At 58.6% G+C, this 17,871-nt stretch carries 11 protein-coding genes; 7 read left to right on the top strand and 4 right to left on the bottom strand.

Annotation, left to right across the window (positions count from 1 at the left end; genetic code table 11):
• Nucleotides 1–65: 65 nt before the first annotated feature.
• Both NA78x_RS07425 and NA78x_RS07420 read right to left on the bottom strand, forming a co-directional pair.
• Complete coding sequence (locus NA78x_RS07425; protein ID WP_425617796.1) at nucleotides 66–1,169, bottom strand: glycosyltransferase; 1,104 nt, start codon at nucleotides 1,167–1,169, stop codon at nucleotides 66–68.
• 137 nt (nucleotides 1,170–1,306) lie between these two features.
• A complete protein-coding gene (locus tag NA78x_RS07420; protein ID WP_425617795.1) occupies nucleotides 1,307–4,282 on the bottom strand; it encodes a redoxin family protein in 2,976 nt (991 codons plus the stop codon).
• A 510-nt stretch (nucleotides 4,283–4,792) separates the two neighbouring features.
• Between NA78x_RS07420 and metG the strand changes: the two genes are divergently transcribed.
• On the top strand, nucleotides 4,793–6,874 hold the full coding sequence (metG, locus tag NA78x_RS07415) for a methionine--tRNA ligase (protein ID WP_425617794.1): 2,082 nt from the start codon (nucleotides 4,793–4,795) through the stop codon (nucleotides 6,872–6,874).
• Between the two features lie 24 nt (nucleotides 6,875–6,898).
• On the opposite strand, the gene NA78x_RS07410 is transcribed toward metG, so the two are convergent.
• Nucleotides 6,899–8,608, bottom strand: coding sequence for a fatty acid CoA ligase family protein (locus tag NA78x_RS07410; protein ID WP_425617793.1), 1,710 nt, complete (start codon nucleotides 8,606–8,608; stop codon nucleotides 6,899–6,901).
• Between the two features lie 174 nt (nucleotides 8,609–8,782).
• Here NA78x_RS07410 and glpK point away from each other — a divergent pair, with 174 nt between their 5' ends.
• The 6 genes from glpK to NA78x_RS07380 all read left to right on the top strand — a co-directional run bounded on the left by glpK (nucleotide 8,783) and on the right by NA78x_RS07380 (nucleotide 16,002).
• Complete coding sequence (gene glpK, locus NA78x_RS07405) at nucleotides 8,783–10,285, top strand: glycerol kinase GlpK (protein ID WP_425617792.1); 1,503 nt, start codon at nucleotides 8,783–8,785, stop codon at nucleotides 10,283–10,285.
• Complete coding sequence (locus NA78x_RS07400; RefSeq protein WP_425617791.1) at nucleotides 10,282–11,844, top strand: FAD-dependent oxidoreductase; 1,563 nt, start codon at nucleotides 10,282–10,284, stop codon at nucleotides 11,842–11,844. Before glpK ends, NA78x_RS07400 begins: the two co-directional genes overlap by 4 nt.
• A 95-nt stretch (nucleotides 11,845–11,939) precedes the next feature.
• Nucleotides 11,940–13,034 (top strand): Gfo/Idh/MocA family protein, encoded by a 1,095-nt coding sequence (locus tag NA78x_RS07395; protein WP_425617790.1) that lies wholly within the window; start codon nucleotides 11,940–11,942, stop codon nucleotides 13,032–13,034.
• A 42-nt stretch (nucleotides 13,035–13,076) separates the two neighbouring features.
• Nucleotides 13,077–13,676 carry a flavin reductase family protein gene (locus NA78x_RS07390; RefSeq protein ID WP_425617789.1) on the top strand — a complete coding sequence of 200 codons (600 nt, stop codon included), beginning with the start codon at nucleotides 13,077–13,079 and terminating at the stop codon, nucleotides 13,674–13,676.
• Between the two features lie 181 nt (nucleotides 13,677–13,857).
• A complete protein-coding gene (hflX, locus tag NA78x_RS07385; protein ID WP_425617788.1) occupies nucleotides 13,858–15,219 on the top strand; it encodes a GTPase HflX in 1,362 nt (453 codons plus the stop codon).
• Between the two features lie 3 nt (nucleotides 15,220–15,222).
• A complete protein-coding gene (locus tag NA78x_RS07380) occupies nucleotides 15,223–16,002 on the top strand; it encodes an SDR family NAD(P)-dependent oxidoreductase (protein ID WP_425617787.1) in 780 nt (259 codons plus the stop codon).
• On the opposite strand, the gene NA78x_RS07375 is transcribed toward NA78x_RS07380, so the two are convergent.
• A complete protein-coding gene (locus tag NA78x_RS07375; protein ID WP_425617786.1) occupies nucleotides 15,937–17,547 on the bottom strand; it encodes a hypothetical protein in 1,611 nt (536 codons plus the stop codon). The two genes, NA78x_RS07380 and NA78x_RS07375, sit on opposite strands and share 66 nt — an antisense overlap.
• Between the last annotated feature and the right edge of the window lie 324 nt (nucleotides 17,548–17,871).

Raw genomic sequence — 17,871 nt, 5'->3', positions numbered from 1 at the left:
GGAAACCAGCGGTTGCTTGGAAAAAATCTGAGAATCATCCCTGATGCGTCCGCTAATGGCAGACATCAGCCAGCTATTTGCTCGTAGAGCGAAGCATGGCGGGCGACCATTTTCTCGACGGAGAATTCGTCGAGCACGCGCTGCCGGCCCGCGGCGCCCAGGCGCTGAGCCAATTCAGGGTCGTCGAGCAACTGCTGCGCTCGCTGGGCAAAACTGCCGCGGTCGCCGACATCAACCAGAAAGCCCGTCTGGTCATGCACGACCAGGTCGCGATTGCCCGGGATATCGCTGGCGACAATCGGCAGCCCGGCACTCATCCCTTCCAGCACCGCGTTCGATTGCCCCTCGTAGCCGCTGGCCAGCCAGAGCAGGTCGAGATGCGGCAAGATTCTGGGGACATCGTTCCGTTCACCCAGGAAGTGAACCTTGCTGGTGACGTTCGCTTGCTCGGCATAGCGTTCGAGTCGCCACCGCTGCGGCCCGTCGCCGATGATCAGCAGGTGCGTGTCGTCGCGAATGCACTGCAACAGGTCGGTCGCCCAGATCAAATCCTTGACACGCTTTTGAGGCCACAATCGGCCAATCGCACCGATGAGTTTGGTTCCGGCCGGCAATTTCAGTTCTTGCAGCAGCGCCTCGCGCGACGTGGTCTCCGCCCGTGCGAACGGGCGAATGCCATTGGGAATGACGACGAACTTTTCGCCGGGAATTCCGCGCTCGGCGTAGAACTCTTGCACGCCCGTGCTGTTGGTGATGATCCGTTCGGTTCGTTTGGCCAGCACGCGGTCGATGGAGAGTTGCACGCGCCCCTTCCAGGGATCGACACACCGCTCGCTGGCCAGAATGTGCTTTACGTCGGTCGACATGGCTGCCTGACGTCCGTAGGCGTTCGCGGCGAAGAGCCACGTTTGGACAATATCAGGCTGCAGCCGTTTGATTTCCGTCCGCAGCCGCCAGTAAGCAAACGGGTCGATCTTCCACCGCTTGTTGATCAACGACAGCGGAATCTCGGCCTCTCGCAGTTGTTCTTCGAGCGGACCCGTGTGCGTGAGAACGCACACATGCACATCAAAACGATCTCGCGGCAGGCCGGTGGCGAGAAGAGACAGCTGCTTCTCTGCGCCACCGTGGACGAGAGTGGGAATGATCTGCAGGATACGAATAGTCACGCGGCTGGCTTCGGGGGCAGGAGTCGGGGGTTGGGGATCGGGGCTCAACCTACGCCCCCGCCCCTGCGGCGGGGGTTCATTGGCTTTTGCACTAGAGGTTCAGAAGTCGGAGGTCAGAAGTCAGAAGAAGAGGGACGTTACTTGGCCAGCAGTTTTTCGGCTTCGGGGGCCAGGGCAGCCACATTGTGGGCCACTGCAACCACGTTCCCCTTTTGGTCGATGAGCATCATGGTGGGGATGCCGCGCACACCGTACTTGGTGGCCAGTTCACCGGCTGCTTCACCGGCGAGTGTCTCCCAAGGAATCTCGTTTTCTTCGAGATAGGTGGCGAGTGCCTCTTCGTCCTTGTCGACACTCACACCGACAATTTCGAAGCCTTTGTCCTTCAGCTTTTCACGCAGGGCTTTGACGTTAGGCATTTCCTTGCGACACGGGCCGCACCAGGTAGCCCAGAAATCGACGATCACGACTTTGCCGCGATACTTTTCCCAGACAAACGGATTGCCGTCGGCCAGGTTGCCGACCAGTTCGAGCGGCTTGCCCACCAAGTCCGATTCTTTCGTCTCGGGCTTTTGCGCGAGCTTCTTGCCGTACCGAGCCAGGTCCTTGCTGCTGCTCTTGGCGAACAAGTTGCCGAACTCGGCAAAGTGCTTTTCGCGGGCATCGCCATCGGCCAGTTTATTGATCAGTTCGACGGTGCCGGAGGCCATTCGAAGGTGTTTGGTCGCCAATTTTTCTTTGGCGTAGTAAGCCTGCAATTCCGGCAGCAGCTTGGCGCACTCTTCGAGCGAGAGGGCGGCAGCGTCGAGAACTTTCCGCTCCTGAATGTAGAAGTGAGTCTCGCGTGTGACTCGCGGGCGAGTGTCGTCCTTGAGTGATGTGACGAATTCTTGGAGCTGTTCGTCGGCTGCCGCATCGTCGTTGCAGGCCGCTTTGTGCAGCACCGCGAGCTTGTTTTCGATAGCCAGCAGTTGTTCGGTCTCTTTGGCACTTTTATCGGCCAGCACGCGATCGCAGGCATCGACAATTGCTGCCGAGAAGCCTTCTCGAGCCTGGATGGTCTTGGGCTTGTCGAGCATCTTCAGCACCCACTCGGTCAGCTGCGAGCTCGACAGCCCCGGCTTGGCCAGATAGGCATTTGGTGCCGGTGGTTCGGCGGCGGGGTCTTTCACTTCAGCTGCGGGATCGGGAGCCAGGAAGGCATCGAACGACAGCGAAGAGAGCACGGCGACCAATTGCCGATCGAGATTTCGCAGCCAACTGCCACTTTCCTTCTTCGCCGGTTCAGCAGGCTTTTCAGCCGCTGGCTTCTCCGTAGCAGGTTTCTCCGTTGCTGGTACCGGAGTTCCTTCGGGCGCGGTGAGTGGTGGCGTGGGGAAGGCGCGGGGAATGGTGGGATTTTCGATAATCGCTGGCTTGACAGAAAAGTCCGGAGCTTCCTTCAAGTTCAACAGTTCCTTAAGCCGCCCACCGGCTCGTTCGGGATCGAGCCGGAAGTGATAGATCGAATCGACGTTACCTTCCTTATTCACCAGGATGTAGAAGGGAACGGCTCGCAGGCCAAACTGTTGGGCCAGCGAAGACTCGTGCCAGTCTTTCAGCTTGGTGCCACTGACGACTTCGGGTGACAGGTAGTTCGGGAACGGAATCGCTTTTTGCTGGTACTTCAGAAACGCCTCGAGACGAGCCAATTCGACATCGAGTCCCAAGCCGATGACTTCGAGTCCTTGGTCCTTCAACTCGCTGTGCAGTTTGCGAATCGTCGGCATTTCTTCCAGTGAAGGAGGCGAAAACGTGCCCCACAAATTGACCAAGACCACCTTCCCCTTGAGGCCTTGAATGTCGAGCTTGGTACCGTCGAGCGTGACGGCCTCGGCGGAGAAAGGCTTGCCGACAATTGCATAGCGTTTGCGACCACTTTCGATGAGTTCCGCCAATTGCTTGGCGACATCCGCATTCTCGTGCCCGGCGTAAGCCGTTTCGAGCAGGACGTACATCTTCTCAACCAGTTCCGGCTTGCCGAGCAACTCGAACCGCATGATTACGTCGAGGATCGGTGCAATGAAGACCGGATTTGGATTCTTGTCTTTGAAGAGACCCTGCAGGCCAGTGAGCAGCTTCTCTTCGGAACCTTCCTTCTTGTCGTAGATGTCATTCAGCATGCCGGGAACATTCAACTCGGCGACCGACGCATTGGCGAGCAGCGACTTGGCCGCATCTTTCAGCTCGGGCACTTTGCTGTCTTCGTACGAGGTGGCGATCATCCGCATTCCCTTCGCCGCCGCTTCGTTCTCGCCTCGCTCGCTGAGGAACTGACAGATGCGCGTCGAAACCATGAACACCTGCTGATCGCCGCCGTCCTTTTCGAGCAAGTCCTGGATGCCAGCCAACACTTTTTCGGTATCGACTTTCTCTTCGCTTTGCAGCTTGGCGATCATGTCGGTGTTAAAGAGCATCAAGCGGCCGGTGCGGGCCATTTCGGCATTGGGGTGCTTGCTGAGGTTCTCAGCGAACAGGCTCATGCGAGTGGCGGCCGAAGGATCGCGCAGCTCGGCGAGCGCGACGAGTGCTTCGGTCGCTTCGCTGAGGGCGAACTGATCGAGCTGTGGATGTTTGTTGGCCTGGAGCAGGCGAGTGGAGAGTTCGACGATGAATCGCTGGGCCTGAATCAGGTTGGCGATTTGCTCCTCCTGGGTATTGCCCGGAGGCTGCGTGCTTTTCAATTGCTTGATCGTCTCGACGATCTGGGCCACTTCGCCACTGAGCGTGAGTCCCTTCTTATCTTCCACCACATCGCCGCCACCGGGTGCAGCGGGAATCGCCTTGCCGGCGACAGTGTCGTTCGCTGCAGTATCTGTCTTCTTGGTGCCGGCCGGCGTGTTGATCGCATCGGCCATGTTTTCGATCGAGTTGCCAGCGGGCGGCGTTGCCGGCGGCACACCTACCGAAGCTTCGGTCTCGGCGGCGGTGCCCGACTTATCGTCCCCTACTTTGAACTTCGAGTTCTTGGCTGTAAGCGGGGCGTCATCTTGACCACAGCCTGCCAGCAGCATGATGGCGGCCAGCGAGAGGGGCGAGAGGAACAGCGAAAGGGGCGAGCAACGTGGAACCATCACGGCACCTAGGGGGAACTGGCAGACAGAAGTGAAGCGATGGCAATGCGCCGCCGCAGCCGGAATTCTAGCGCAAGCTGGCAAAATAAGCAGCCCCGAATCGCCTGCTAGCGGAAAGCCGCGTTTTGGGGGTAGTCACGAGCAGGTGTCTACCGAAGTGGCGTCAGCAGTCGATTCCGTGGAGACGGGGAGCTTGAACTTACGTCGCTGCACGAGGTGCACACCGCGGGGAGTAGGTGTTGATGAATGCCCCGAATTTATCAACACCAGCATGCATACTTTCCGGTGGCGGCGCGAATTGCTGTTGATAAATCCCCCCCTTTATCAACGAATTAGGCCCAACGACAGGCGCGCACAGGCCACGTGCGGTCGACGTAAGTCTGCTTGTTGGGGCTGCCGGGTGAACCTTGCGGCAGCTGTGTGCCTCCCTCATTTCCAGTGGCTCCGTTACAATGTTTCCCTTCTACCCAGGATCTGACTTTCGCTCGCGCAATCTCCGAAAGACCACTTGTGGCCGCTTCGAACTCACCCAGCCCGAAACGCATCCTCGTCACTTCGGCCTTGCCGTATGCCAACGGTCCGATTCACATCGGCCACCTGGTCGAATACATCCAGACCGATATCTGGGTTCGCTTTCAAAAATTGCAAGGCCGCCGCTGCGTCTATGTCTGTGCCGACGATACTCACGGCACGGCGATCATGATCAGTGCTCGCAAGGCTGGCATTTCCGAAGAACAGTTCATCGCCAAGGTGAGCGAAGAACACCAGCGCGACTTCGCCGGCTTTCAGATTGAGTTCGACAACTACGGCAGCACCAACAGCCCCGAGAACCGCGAGCTATGCGGGATCTTTTGGACGAAGCTGCGAGCAGCGGGGCTGGTGAAAGAAAAGAGTGTCGATCAACTCTACGACACCACAGCGGGAACCTTTCTGGCCGATCGCTTTGTGAAGGGCACTTGCCCCGTTTGCAAGTCGCCCAACCAGTATGGCGACAATTGCGATAAGTGCAGCTCGACCTACACACCGGCTGATTTGATCGACCCGATCAGCACCCTGAGCGGAACGAAACCCGAAGTGCGCAGTGCTTCGCACTCGTTTGTGGAGCTCGAAAAGCTGCATGGATTCTTGAACGAGTGGACGCAATCGGGCGAGCATCTGCAGCAGGAAGTTGCGAACTACTTGAAGGGGCATTTTCTCGGCGAAGAGCTGAGAGATTGGGACGTGAGTCGTCCCTCGCCGTACTTCGGCTTTGAGATTCCCGATTCGCCGGGTAACTATTGGTACGTGTGGTTCGATGCTCCCATCGGCTACATCGCCAGCACTTGGCAGTGGTGCAAGACACACGGCGAACCATTGGCCGATTGGTGGCAATCGCCCGATACCGAGGTGCATCACTTCATCGGCAAAGATATCACTTACTTCCACACGCTCTTCTGGCCCGGCATGCTCAAGACGGCCGGCTACAACCTGCCCGAGAAGGTTCACATTCACGGCTTCTTGACCGTGGGTGGCGAGAAGATGAGCAAGAGCAAGGGCACGTTCATCCGCGCGGCGACGTTCCTGAAGTACGTCGATCCGGCAGTGTTGCGGTACTACTACGCCAGTAAGCTGGGCCCCCGCTTGGACGATCTCGATCTGAATCCGGAAGAGTTTGTCGACAAGGTCAACAGCGACCTCGTCGGCAAGGTCGTGAACCTCGCCAGCCGAACAGCCAAGTTCGTGCAGGCGGCCGGGCTCGCCGAAAAGTATCCCGACGATGGCGGTCTCTTTGCCCAAGGCGCTGCCGCGGGGACTGCGATTGCCGAAGCCTATCAAAACTGCGACTTCGCCCGTGCGACGCGGCTGATTATGGAACTCGCCGATCGAGCCAATCCGTACATCGATACCCAGGCTCCGTGGAAACTGATCAAGGATCCTGCCAAGGCCGGCGAAGTGCGCGATGTGTGCTCGGTCGGTCTCAATCTGTTCCGGCAGATCGTCATCTACTTGGCTCCCATCCTTCCCAAGTTGGCCGAAGAAGCGGGCCGGTTGCTGAACGATCCGATTACGAAATGGTCGCAATCGCAGCGGCCTCTCGTGGGGACCGCCGTCCAACCTTACAGTCACCTGATGAAGCGAGTTGAGAAGAAAGATATCGACGCCATGATTGAAGAAGAAAAAGCCGCCGCTGCTGCCACCGAACCGGCCGTGCCCGCTCACACCGCGCCGGTTGCGAACCCCGCAGATACCGGCGCTGCCCTCGAAGCCGAACCCCTCGTTGCCGAACAGATCTCGATCGACGACTTTACGAAGGTCGACCTGCGCGTGGCTCGCGTGCTGGAAGCCAGCGAAGTGCCTGAAGCGAAAAAATTGCTCAAGCTCAAGCTGAGTCTCGGCGGTGGTGTCGAGCGGCAAGTCTTCGCTGGCATCAAGGCTGCCTACAAGCCCGAAGAACTCGTCGGTCGGCTGGTCGTCATGGTCGCCAATTTGGCGCCGCGTCAAATGAAATTCGGCCTGAGCGAAGGGATGGTCACTGCCTGCGGTCCCGGCGGCGCGGAAGTCTTCCTGCTCGCGCTCGATAGCGGTGCTACCCCCGGCATGCGCGTGCACTAGGAAATCGCCTTACCTCGGAGACGGTTACTTGAGTTTCTCTGTAGCCCAGACGGCGAGCTTTTCGCGAAAGATTTTCGCGTTGTGCCGAATGTCGACGGGCAGCGAGTTGTGAACGAGGAACGTGTCGATCGACTTTGTGTGGGTATGCTGCCGCGCGAGCTGCACTAGCTCGGCAACCAGCTGCAGCTGATCACCCGGACTCTTCACTCGCTGTTCGGGCCAAGGTTCAACAATAATCACGGGCCGCTGATTGCCGGCAGGTCCGACTCCCACCAGCGCGCTGCGATAGATCCGCGGATGCTGGTTGAAGATCGCTTCGCATTGGATGGTGAACAGCGTGCCTTGCGCGGTGATCACCCGGTGGGCTTTGCGGCCGCAGAACCAAAACCGCTCGCCACGAGGTTCGTTCGCCGGTGCCGCTTCGAGATAGCCGACGTCTCCCATCCGGTGCCAGATGCGCGGGCCGTCTTGGATCTTGTGCAGCGGATTGCAATCGGTCCGCGTTACATACTCGTGCGTGACGACCGGTCCTAAGACGATCAACTCGCCAATCTCACCAGCGGGTAGCTCGCGCACTTGATCCATTGATGTCAGCGGACCGTCGTCGATGGCAATCACTTTCCACTCGATGCCCGGGAACCTTCTTCCCACGCAAGTTCCCGCGCCGACAGCGCTCCGCAGGCGAGTCTCGCGCAGTACTTCACTTGCTGCGATGGAGGCGACCGGGAGTGCTTCGGTCGCACCGTAGGGTGTGTGTACGTCGCCGTCTGGATGAATGATATTCTTGACCCGCTCCAGCACATGTGGTGGCACGGGCGCTCCGGCCGAAAGCACGCGCGTGATGGTGGGCAGTTTGATGTTCTGCTGTTCGCAATAGCGACCGACTGCGTTCCAGAGGGCCGGCGAACCAAACGACTGGGTCACTTGCCAGTCGTTTACCGCTTCGATGATGTTCCGCGGGTTCACGCTGGCCGGACGAGTCGGATCCATGTCTGGAAAGATCGTCGTCACTCCCATCGCACAGTTAAACAGCGCGAACAGCGGAAACGCGGGGAGGGCGATCTCGCCGGGCTGAATGTCGTAGAAGTCGCGAATCTCATCGCACTGGCGATTGAAGTTGGTGTGGCTATAGAGCACGCCCTTCGGCGGACCGGTGCTGCCTGTGGTGAAGATGATCGCCGCCGGATCTTGAGGTTGTATCTGCGGCGGCTCGAACGGAGCGTTCATTGCCCGCAATTGAGCCAGTGTTTTCCCGCCCCAGAACCAGCGGCGGCCAACCGTCACGTTGTACTTGGCGCGGGAAAATCGCCCGCGCAAGATTACACGCACCGCTTGCGCCAGCGGAATACCGATGAACCCCTCGGGCTCGCTCTCAGCCAGGCAGCGAACCAGATTCGCCCGCCCCATACCGGGATCGATCAGGACTTGAATCACCCCCGCTTTGAAGAGGGCGAACACCAGCGACACAAAATCGATACTCGGCGGCACCATCAGCACCAGTCGGATGCCGGGACGAACGCCCATCGCAAGTAAGCCGGCTGCGATGCGATTGGTGTCTTCGTCCAACTCGCGAAACGTCAGCTGATCGTACTTTCGCCGGCCTTTGCCATCTCGTCCCTTGGGCACGGCGATCGCCACTCCATCGGGAGTGAGTCGCGCCGTCTCGCTCAGCCGGAAGCCGACGTTCTGTAGCAACCGCGGCGTAATCACCAGCGAGGACTTCGGTTCGGGCATCACATTGTCGGTAGTTAAGGGAGAAATGAAACAGACCAGTCAGTATCGACCGCTCCCCAATTTTGGTCAACGCAGGTGTGCAGGCCAGGTTCTGCTCAACCGGTGATTGGCAGCCGCAGCAGATCGTGCCAAAGTGGTGGCACGATCCGTGAGCCTCTCTCCCAGGACTTCTCCATGTCTTATATTCTGGCCCTCGACGAAGGGACGACTAGTTGCCGCGCCATCGTCTTCAATCAACAAGGCGAAATTGTCGCCGTCGCCCAGCAGGAATTTGAGCAGTACTTTCCCAAGCCGGGCTGGGTCGAGCACGATGCGCATGAAATCTGGTCGACGCAGATTGGCGTTGCCGCCGAGGCCATTGCGCGGGCCAACCTGCGGGCCGGCGATATCGTGGGGATCGGCATCACCAACCAACGCGAGACGACCGTCGTTTGGGATCGAGAAACGGGACATCCCATTCATCGGGCGATTGTCTGGCAAGATCGCCGCACGGCCCCGCTGTGTGAACAACTTCGGCGGGCTGGCAAAGCCGATCTGGTTCAAGAACGAACGGGGCTGCTGCTCGATGCGTATTTCTCGGCAACGAAAATCGCCTGGCTGCTAGAGCACGTTCCTGGTGCAAGAGCGAAGGCCGAAGCGGGGAAGCTCGCCTTTGGCACGATCGACACCTGGCTGATCTGGAACCTGACGCGAGGTGAGCAACACATCACCGACATCACGAATGCCTCGCGCACGATGCTGCTGAACCTTCACACGGGCCAGTGGGATGACGAGATGCTTCAGGTTTTCAACATTCCACGCAGCATGTTGCCCGAGGTGCGCTCGTCCAGCGAAGTGTACGGCGAATCTGCAGCTGGCTTGCTCGGCTCGCGCGGGGTGCCTATTGCCGGAATTGCCGGCGATCAACAGGCAGCGCTCTTCGGTCAACTCTGCTTGGAACCGGGTCAAACGAAAACGACGTACGGCACCGGCTGCTTCATGCTGCAGAGCACCGGCGACCAGCCTCTTCTCTCGAAGAATCGGCTGCTCACGACGGTTGCTTGTCGTCGCAACAACCAGACAACCTATGCCCTCGAAGGATCCGTTTTCATTGGTGGTGCAGTCGTGCAGTGGCTTCGTGATGGCCTCGAAATCATTCGCAAGTCGAGCGATGTATCTAAACTGGCTGCAACCGAGAAGGACAACGGTGGCGTCTACTTTGTTCCCGCGTTCGCTGGTCTGGGTGCCCCGCATTGGGATCCCGATGCCCGCGGCACCATCATCGGCCTGACGCGAGGAACGACCAAGGGGCACATTGCCCGCGCGGCCATCGAATCGATCGCGTTTCAGGTGGCCGACTTGCTTTCTGCCATGCGAGCCGATTCGCAGCTGGAACTTCCCGAGATGCGAGTCGATGGTGGAGCTTCGAAGGACGACCTGCTGATGCAATTTCAGGCCGATCTACTCGGAATTCCGATCGTGCGTCCCAAAGAAACCGAGACGACGGCGCTCGGCGCTGCTTATTTGGCTGGACTGGCGGTGGGCCTGTGGAAGGGAACCGATGAACTCGTGAAGCTGCAGCCCATCGATCGCCGCTATGAGCCGAACATGGCGAATTTGCAGGTCGAGGCGCTCCGCGAGCAATGGCACCGGGCGGTCGAGCGGGCGAAGCAGTGGGACACCGGGGACCGCCGATGAATCGCAACGAAATGCGCGGGCGGGTCTTCGCTTCGCCGTCAACCTGGGACATGGTGATTATCGGCGGCGGTGCGACCGGCGTGGGCATCGCCATCGATGCTGCAGCGCGCGGATATCGCACGCTGCTCGTCGAGCAAAGCGATTTCGGCAAAGGTACCTCTAGTCGCAGCACCAAGCTGGTGCACGGCGGCGTCCGCTATCTGGCGCAAGGCAATCTTTCGCTCGTCACCGAAGCACTCCGGGAGCGAGGATTGTTGCGAGAGAACGCGCCGCACCTGGTGCATGACCTGCCATTCGTGGTACCCAGCTATTCGTGGTGGGAGCGAATGTACTACGGCATCGGCCTCAAGGCGTATCGCTTTCTCGCCGGCAAACTCAGTTTTGGTCCGACACAGTTTCTCTCGAAAGCCGAGATGCTCCGCCGAGTCCCGACGCTCAAGAGCGAAGGCCTCAGCGGCGGCGTGGTTTACTCCGATGGTCAGTTCGACGATGCACGTTTGTTAATCAATATGGTCACAACGGCCGCGGAGCAAGGAGCCACGTTGCTCAACTATGCGCGCGTTACCAACATCACGAGGTCTGCCGCCGGACACGTGACGGGCGTGGAAATTGAAGATCTCGAAACGGGAGATTGCCTGGCGATAACAGCCCGCGTCGTCATCAATGCCACGGGCCCATTCTGCGATCATTTGCGCAAGCTGGCCGACCCCAGTGCTACGAACATGATCAGCCCGAGTCAAGGTATTCACCTGGTCTTTGACCGCTCGTTCCTTCCCAGCGACCATGCCATCATGGTGCCCAAGACTTCCGATGGTCGAGTGATGTTTGCCATTCCCTGGCACGGTCACACGTTGGTCGGCACTACCGATGTCCCCATTCAAGACACTCCGCTAGAACCGCTCGCCACCGAGAGCGAAATCGAGTTCATTCTCGAGACAGCCGGCCGCTATCTCGAAAAAAAGCCTAGGCGAGCCGATATCCTCAGCATGTTCGCCGGCATTCGTCCGCTGGTGAAGAAGAGCGGCAGCAAGAGCACCGCCGCGCTCTCGCGCGATCATACGATCCACGTCGACGCATCCGGGCTGATGACCATCACCGGTGGCAAATGGACCACGTATCGCAACATGGCCGAAGACTGCGTGAATCAGGCCGCTAAACAAGCCGGCCTCCGAGAAGAACCTTGCACGACTCGCGAGTTGCACATTCACGGGCATGACGGCAATTCAACACGCTTGGGTGCACTCGCTGTTTATGGCTCCGATGCGCTCGCGATGCAGGAACTTGCGCAGTCGCATTCAGAATTGGCAGCGAGGCTGCATCCCGACTTACCCTACATCGCCGCCGAAGTCGTGTGGGCCGCGCGGGACGAACTGGCGAGAACGGTTGAAGACGTTCTCGCTCGCCGCACCCGCGCGCTCTTTCTCAATGCCCGCGCAGCGATCGCCATGGCTCCGCAAGTCGCCTTGCTACTTGCTACCGAATTGAATCGCGACTCTGCTTGGCAGACCGAACAAGTCGCGGCGTTTAACAAAGTTGCCGCTGGCTATCTTCCCAGTTGAAGCAAACCAACTCTGCGGCGAATTGCGTCTCGCTATTACGCAGCCTATGCTGCTCGCTACCAGCGAAATTCCTTTTTGAATGATCAGGTGCCCAGATGAAAAACTATCGCGTTGCGGTCATTGGTCATACCGGCAAAGGAAACTATGGTCACGGCGTCGATACCGTCTGGCTGAAAGTACCGGGCTGCGAGATTGTCGGCGTCGCCGATGCCGACGAGGCCGGTCTTGCCGCTGCGGCCAAGCGACTGAAAGCGCCCAAGGGCTTTGCCGACTATCGCGCGATGCTGGATGAGACCAAGCCCGACGTCGTGGCAATCGGACCTCGCTGGCTCGATCAGCACCGCGACATGTGCCTCGCCGTGATTGCCAAAGGCGCTCACATCTATATGGAGAAACCTTTCTGCCGTTCGCTGGCCGAAGCCGACGAAATCATTGCTGCTGCGGAGAAGGCCGATACCAAGCTCGCGCTCGCCCATCAAACGCGCTACAGCCCCAAGTTGCAGGCCATTAGCGATCTGATCGAAGACGGCAAACTTGGTACCATTCTCGAGTTCCGTGGTCGCGGCAAAGAAGACAAGCGGGGTGGCGGAGAAGACCTGTGGGTGCTCGGCAGCCATATCTTCAACTTGATTCATCACTTTGGCGGCGAACCGACCTGGTGCTTTGCTCGCGTGGAAGAAGGCGGGCAACCCATTGGCAAAGAACACATCAAGCCCGGCAACGAAGGAATTGGTCCGCTGGCGGGCGATAGTGTCTCGGCGATGTATGGGCTCGATAGCGGTGCCAAAGCCTACTTCAGCAGCAAGCGGGACATGGCCGGCAATCGATTTGGTTTGCAGATTTTTGGCAGCAAGGGCGTCGTCGAAATTCTCACCGGTCACCTGCCGAGTGCTCAGTTTTTGGCCGATCCAGCCTGGTCACCCGGTCGCAGCAATGCGAAGTGGGAGCCTATTTCTTCGCAAGGTTTTGGCGAGCCCGAAACAATGAAAGACGGCGGACTGGACGCTGGCAACATCCTCGCGGTGCAAGATCTGCTTGAGGCCATCGAAAACGATCGCCAGCCCGAGTGCAGCATGTACGAAGGGCGCACGACCATTGAGATGATCTCGGCGATCTTCGAATCGCAGCGTACCGGCGGACCGGTCAAGATGCCGCTGACGACGCGAGTGAATCCGCTTTCGCTGATGTAAGAGTCGGGATCGTTTTCTGAACGCGCGTATCGAAATTTTTACATGCTCTCCCCGAACCTTGAACAGATTGATTCGCTCCTTCGATTAGTGGATCGCGAAATCTGGCTGATCACTGCCGCGCACAACGGGCAGCGATCGGCACTCACGGCAACCTGGGTTTCGCAGGTCAGTCTCGACCGCGAGCGACCGGCACTGCTCGCTGGTCTATCGCCCCGCAATTTTACGACCGAGCTTGTTCGCAGCAGCGGCTTGTTTGCCGCTCACCTGGTGACCCATGAGCAACTTCATCTAGCTTTTGCCTTCGCCTCGCAAAGTGGTCGCCAGCAAGACAAGTTGGCAGGGCTTGCCACCTGGCTGCACGAGTCCGGCGCGTTCGTTTTGACCGAGTGTCGCGCTTGGTTTGTTGCCAAAGTCTTTCGGCAAATGGGTGCGGGGGACCGTGAATTCTTCTGGGCAGATGTGCTCGCTGCTGGTGAATGTGGCAGCGGCACTCCGCTCCGAGAACACGCGTTCTTTCAAGGACTGACCGGGGAACAGCGAATACAACTGAAGGGACTGCGAGACAGCGATGCGCTGGCTTTGCGTCCTGCTGCCCAGCAATGGCGAACTTCGCCAGCAGAATTGTCCATACAGACTGAATAAAACAACCAAACCGAACTGGCCGGTAGTGGTTCTTAGCGGTAGAGTTTGATAGGCCCGAAAAGGGCGGGCACGCGTTTTGCTGACCTTATTTAGCAACAGCGTTGCCTGCCGTTTTGCGGCTGATCTAGCTGGTGCAAACTGACGAGATGGGTATCCAAGAATCTCAGGAGGAACTAACTCAGTGCAAAGTATCGATCGCGCTTCCGGCGTGGCCCGCGAGAAAGCTATTCTCGTGCGTGTCGTTCTCCCCACAGACACTTTGAACGATCAGCCCTTGGCCGAATTGACAGGGCTAGCAGAAACGGCTGGCGCGAACATTGTCGGCGAAATGACCCAGCGGCGCGAACAGCCCGACATGACCACTTATCTCGGTCGTGGCAAGGTGGCTGAACTCAAAGCACTCGCCGCGAATCTCGATGCCGATGTTGCTATCTTCGATAATGACTTGAACCCCGCGCAAATCCGCAACCTGGAACAGGCTCTCGATATCAAGGTGCTCGATCGCACGGAGTTGATTCTCGATATCTTCGCCACTAACGCCCGCAGTTCCGAATCGCGGCTCGCCGTCGAGTTGGCTCAGCTGGAATACTCGCTGCCGCGACTCAAGCGGATGTGGACGCACTTGTCGCGCATCAAGGCCGGTATCGGCATGCGTGGCCCTGGTGAAAAGCAGCTCGAAGTCGACCGTCGGCTCGTGGAAAAGCGCATTCACGACTTGCGCGAAGAACTCGGCGGCATCGAACGGCGGAAAGAGCGACTCGTTGCCTCGCGGCACGATCGACTCACCGTCTCGCTCGTCGGCTATACCAATGCTGGCAAGAGCACGCTCATGAACACGCTTACCGGCGCGGGTGTACTCGCGGCCGATAAGCTGTTTGCCACGCTCGATACGCGTACGCGTCGCTGGCAACTCGACAACTGGGGCCCGGTGCTGCTGAGCGACACCGTCGGTTTCATTCGAGATTTGCCGCACGGGCTGGTCCACAGCTTTAAGGCAACGCTGGAAGAAGCGCGCCAAGCAGACTTGTTGCTGCATGTGGCCGATGCTTCGAATCCGGAAGTGCTCGAGCAGATTTCGGCGGTCTACAAGGTGTTGCAAGAACTGCACATCGAAGAGAAAGACACGCTACTGGTCCTGAACAAAGTCGATCGCCTACAGGACCGCAGCGAACTGGCTCGCATCTTCGCCCGCTATCCCAACGCGGTGCCGATTAGCGCCTCCAGTGGCGAAGGCCTGCGAAACCTGCAGCACGCCGTAAGCGAAGCGCTCAGTCGTTCGTTTGCCGATCTCGATATCGAAGCTTCGGCCAGCAACGGTCGCTTGCTCGCCTTTCTGGCTGCTCATGGCGAATTGCTTGAGCGGACTTACACCGAGGACGATCGCGTGATCATTCACTGCCGCCTGCCGCAGCGTCACTTGGGGGGCATCCGTCAGGAAGAGGGCGTAACCATGCGACCTCACATTGATGCAATTCCTACGAGTGAGCCGGAATCGTCCAGCGGTCTGATTGCCGGTAACGATGCCATTGAAGAAGTTGCTTGATCAATGGCTCGCCGAAAAATATCGGGTCTGCGCATCTTGCTAACCGGTGCCTCCAGTGGCATCGGTCGAGAACTGGCAATTCAACTCGTGCAGCAAGGCGCGCGAGTCATCGCGGTCGCCCGGCGCAGTGAGCGACTGCAGCAGTTGGCTGCTGAACTCCAGCAACCCGAGCAGTTTTCTTACCTCGTCGCCGATGTGACTAAGCCCGAAGATCGCCAGCGGGCCATAGCTGAGTGCGAGCAACAATTCGGCGGGCTCGATGTACTCATCAACAACGCGGGGAGCGGTGCGATTGGCTCGTTTGCTGCCGCGGATGAAGCTCGCCTGCGGCGGATCATGGAGATCAACTTCTTCGCACCGGTGGAACTCATTCGCCTGGCTTTACCATTACTCCGCCGTGGCAACCAGCCAATCATTGTCAACGTCAGTTCGATTCTTGGGCACCGCGCAGTGCCGCAGAAAAGTGAATACTGCTCGAGTAAGTTTGCCTTGCATGGCTTCAGCGATGCTCTTCGCGCGGAAGTAGCCGCCGACAAGATTGACGTGCTACTCGTCAGTCCGGGCACGACCGAAACGGAGTTCTTCGCCAAGGTCGAAGGAGACGCTTCGAAGCCCCACGGCCGCCTTGGTGCTCGTTCGCCCTCGTACGTTGCCCGGTCGGCCATTCGCGCGATTGTTGCCGGACGGCACGAAGTGATTCTGACGACCGGTGGCCGCTTACTGGTGTGGCTGGATCGACTTTGTCCGCCACTGGCCAATCGGCTGGTTGCCTGGTGGGGCTAGTTTTGTCGTCGTCGGCTTCGCCGCTGATTGCAACGGAACGGGAGTTCCCAACTCGGCCTGGGGCTCCGCCGGCTTCGCCTTCTCGGGCGAATAAGGGGCAGCCTTGATTGGCGCTTGAATCTCAAACCGCGCTTCGGGACGCAGCGGTGTCTCGTCGCTCTCTTCCAGCCAGGCGGTCATGGTCCGCCCTTGATCCAATTTGACCATCAGCACCCAGCGATCATCTTGTCGAACTCGCTGGAAGCGTCTGCCATCGTCACCGAACAACTGAGTCAGCCGGGGTAAATTGCTGGAGAGCAGCAGGCTCCCATCAATATCGCGCGTGGCCCAAGGTTCTTGATTGCCATCGAGCATCTCCTCAAAGGCTCGCTTTGGATCAGCTAGTTCCAGCGCCAATTGGCTCTTGTCAGCTTTTGGAACCGTTGGATCCTTTTTGAACATCACCACTTTGGTTTGCACCGATGATTTTGTCGGCGTCGCCTGCCGCCGCATTAACTTCAACACGAGCATCATTTCTCGTTGCAAGAATTGCAGTTCGGCAGGCGTGTTCTTTGCCGGACGATAGATTGGCTGACCAGCCAGCGGCTCCTTTTGCCAATTGACGAATTCGTTCTCGAGACTGGCGAACAGCCGGTCGCCAAAATCACTGGCGAAAGAAGGCTGCACTTGTCCTTGGCCCGGCTTCACAAGTTTTTCACCGGCGCGGCGATTGGCAACGTCCTGGGCCGATGCTCGCAGCATGGCGAAAAACGCTGGCGCATGCGAACTGTCATCTCCTTCGAGCAGGAACTTGACTCGCTCAACAGCATCGGCATGTTCATTTGCCGGTTGCTGCAGCACATCCTGCTGCGCACGAATGGATCGCCATTGCTGACCGCCAATGTTCGCCGTCGTTGGTTTAGGGGCGGCCTGTGCCAGCGTTTCGGCAGTTGCTCCTTGCTGGGCGACGTAGCCGGCAATTCCTTCCGTAACCCAATTTGGATACTGCACATCAAGCTCGGTCGTACGCAAAAAGGCAAGCACCGAGGCTTCCTTCAAACGAGTCATCTGCCGCTCCAGCGATGGCTCGGCTGGATTGACATAGATCACGACCTGGCTCTTCTGCCCGACGACATTCAAGGCGGTGTTGGGTTGGTCCCGATCGCGTAGCGGCTGATCGTCAATTACCACCTGCAAGGCACCGATGCCAAATTCCTGGTGACGATGCACCATCGTGAATTGATCGGCCAGGTCGCCCGCCTCTTTCCAAGCTTGCGTCGCTGCCTCCGATGCGCTGCGAGCGTCTTCTACCTTGTTCGTTTTGGCAATGACCGAAATCTGATTGGTGATGATCTCAACGCCTCGATGCGTCCACTTCTCGTTATAGCGAGGAAGATGATGATTGTCCGGCATTCGCTCGCGCAAGTCGGCCACACTGCGATAGACCTGCTCTTGAGCCATCGAGTGCGCGGGTGCCATCAGTCCTGCTAGCGGCAACAAGAGCAGGCCTCTGGCCGCAGCGGTTGCCTGCCAGTAGCGAAGTGATAGCAATCGAAAGTGACGCATGGCTAGGGATCCTGCGCGATGAAATCTTGCCGCCAGTAATAGTAAGGTATCGACCAAAAAGAACGTGCGCTTCGCGCCGACTGCACCGATTGTTCGCAACTTTCCGCCGATCAGCCAGCCTCTTCTCCCCTGCATTGTCTACCGCTGCCCGATTCATTGTCAAAACCATCACAGGCGGCGTTGTCGGATTTACCGGCACAATTTCTCAATTGGATTGGGTGGGTGATTCGATAGGAGATTGGCAGGGATTGGGCTGCGAGAGGAGCGCGCGGGGAATGCGCGGGAATCGAAGCAGCTAAGTAGCAACGAGAGTAAACGCGGGTG

This window comes from Anatilimnocola aquadivae, from assembly GCF_049819085.1.
Taxonomy (GTDB): domain Bacteria; phylum Planctomycetota; class Planctomycetia; order Pirellulales; family Pirellulaceae; genus Anatilimnocola.
The sequence above is the reverse complement of the archived record's forward strand: the minus strand, read 5'-3'. Positions and strand labels throughout refer to the sequence as shown.

Excerpts from the sequence above, each read along its gene's own strand:
- NA78x_RS07420 (WP_425617795.1), bottom strand. The coding sequence starts at position 4,282 with ATGGTTCCACGTTGCTCGCCCCTTTCGCTGTTCCTCTCGCCCCTCTCG.
- NA78x_RS07410 (WP_425617793.1), bottom strand. The coding sequence starts at position 8,608 with ATGCCCGAACCGAAGTCCTCGCTGGTGATTACGCCGCGGTTGCTACAG.
- glpK (WP_425617792.1), top strand. The coding sequence starts at position 8,783 with ATGTCTTATATTCTGGCCCTCGACGAAGGGACGACTAGTTGCCGCGCC.
- NA78x_RS07400 (WP_425617791.1), top strand. The coding sequence starts at position 10,282 with ATGAATCGCAACGAAATGCGCGGGCGGGTCTTCGCTTCGCCGTCAACC.
- NA78x_RS07395 (WP_425617790.1), top strand. The coding sequence starts at position 11,940 with ATGAAAAACTATCGCGTTGCGGTCATTGGTCATACCGGCAAAGGAAAC.
- NA78x_RS07390 (WP_425617789.1), top strand. The coding sequence starts at position 13,077 with ATGCTCTCCCCGAACCTTGAACAGATTGATTCGCTCCTTCGATTAGTG.
- NA78x_RS07380 (WP_425617787.1), top strand. The coding sequence starts at position 15,223 with ATGGCTCGCCGAAAAATATCGGGTCTGCGCATCTTGCTAACCGGTGCC.
- NA78x_RS07375 (WP_425617786.1), bottom strand. The coding sequence starts at position 17,547 with ATGCGTCACTTTCGATTGCTATCACTTCGCTACTGGCAGGCAACCGCT.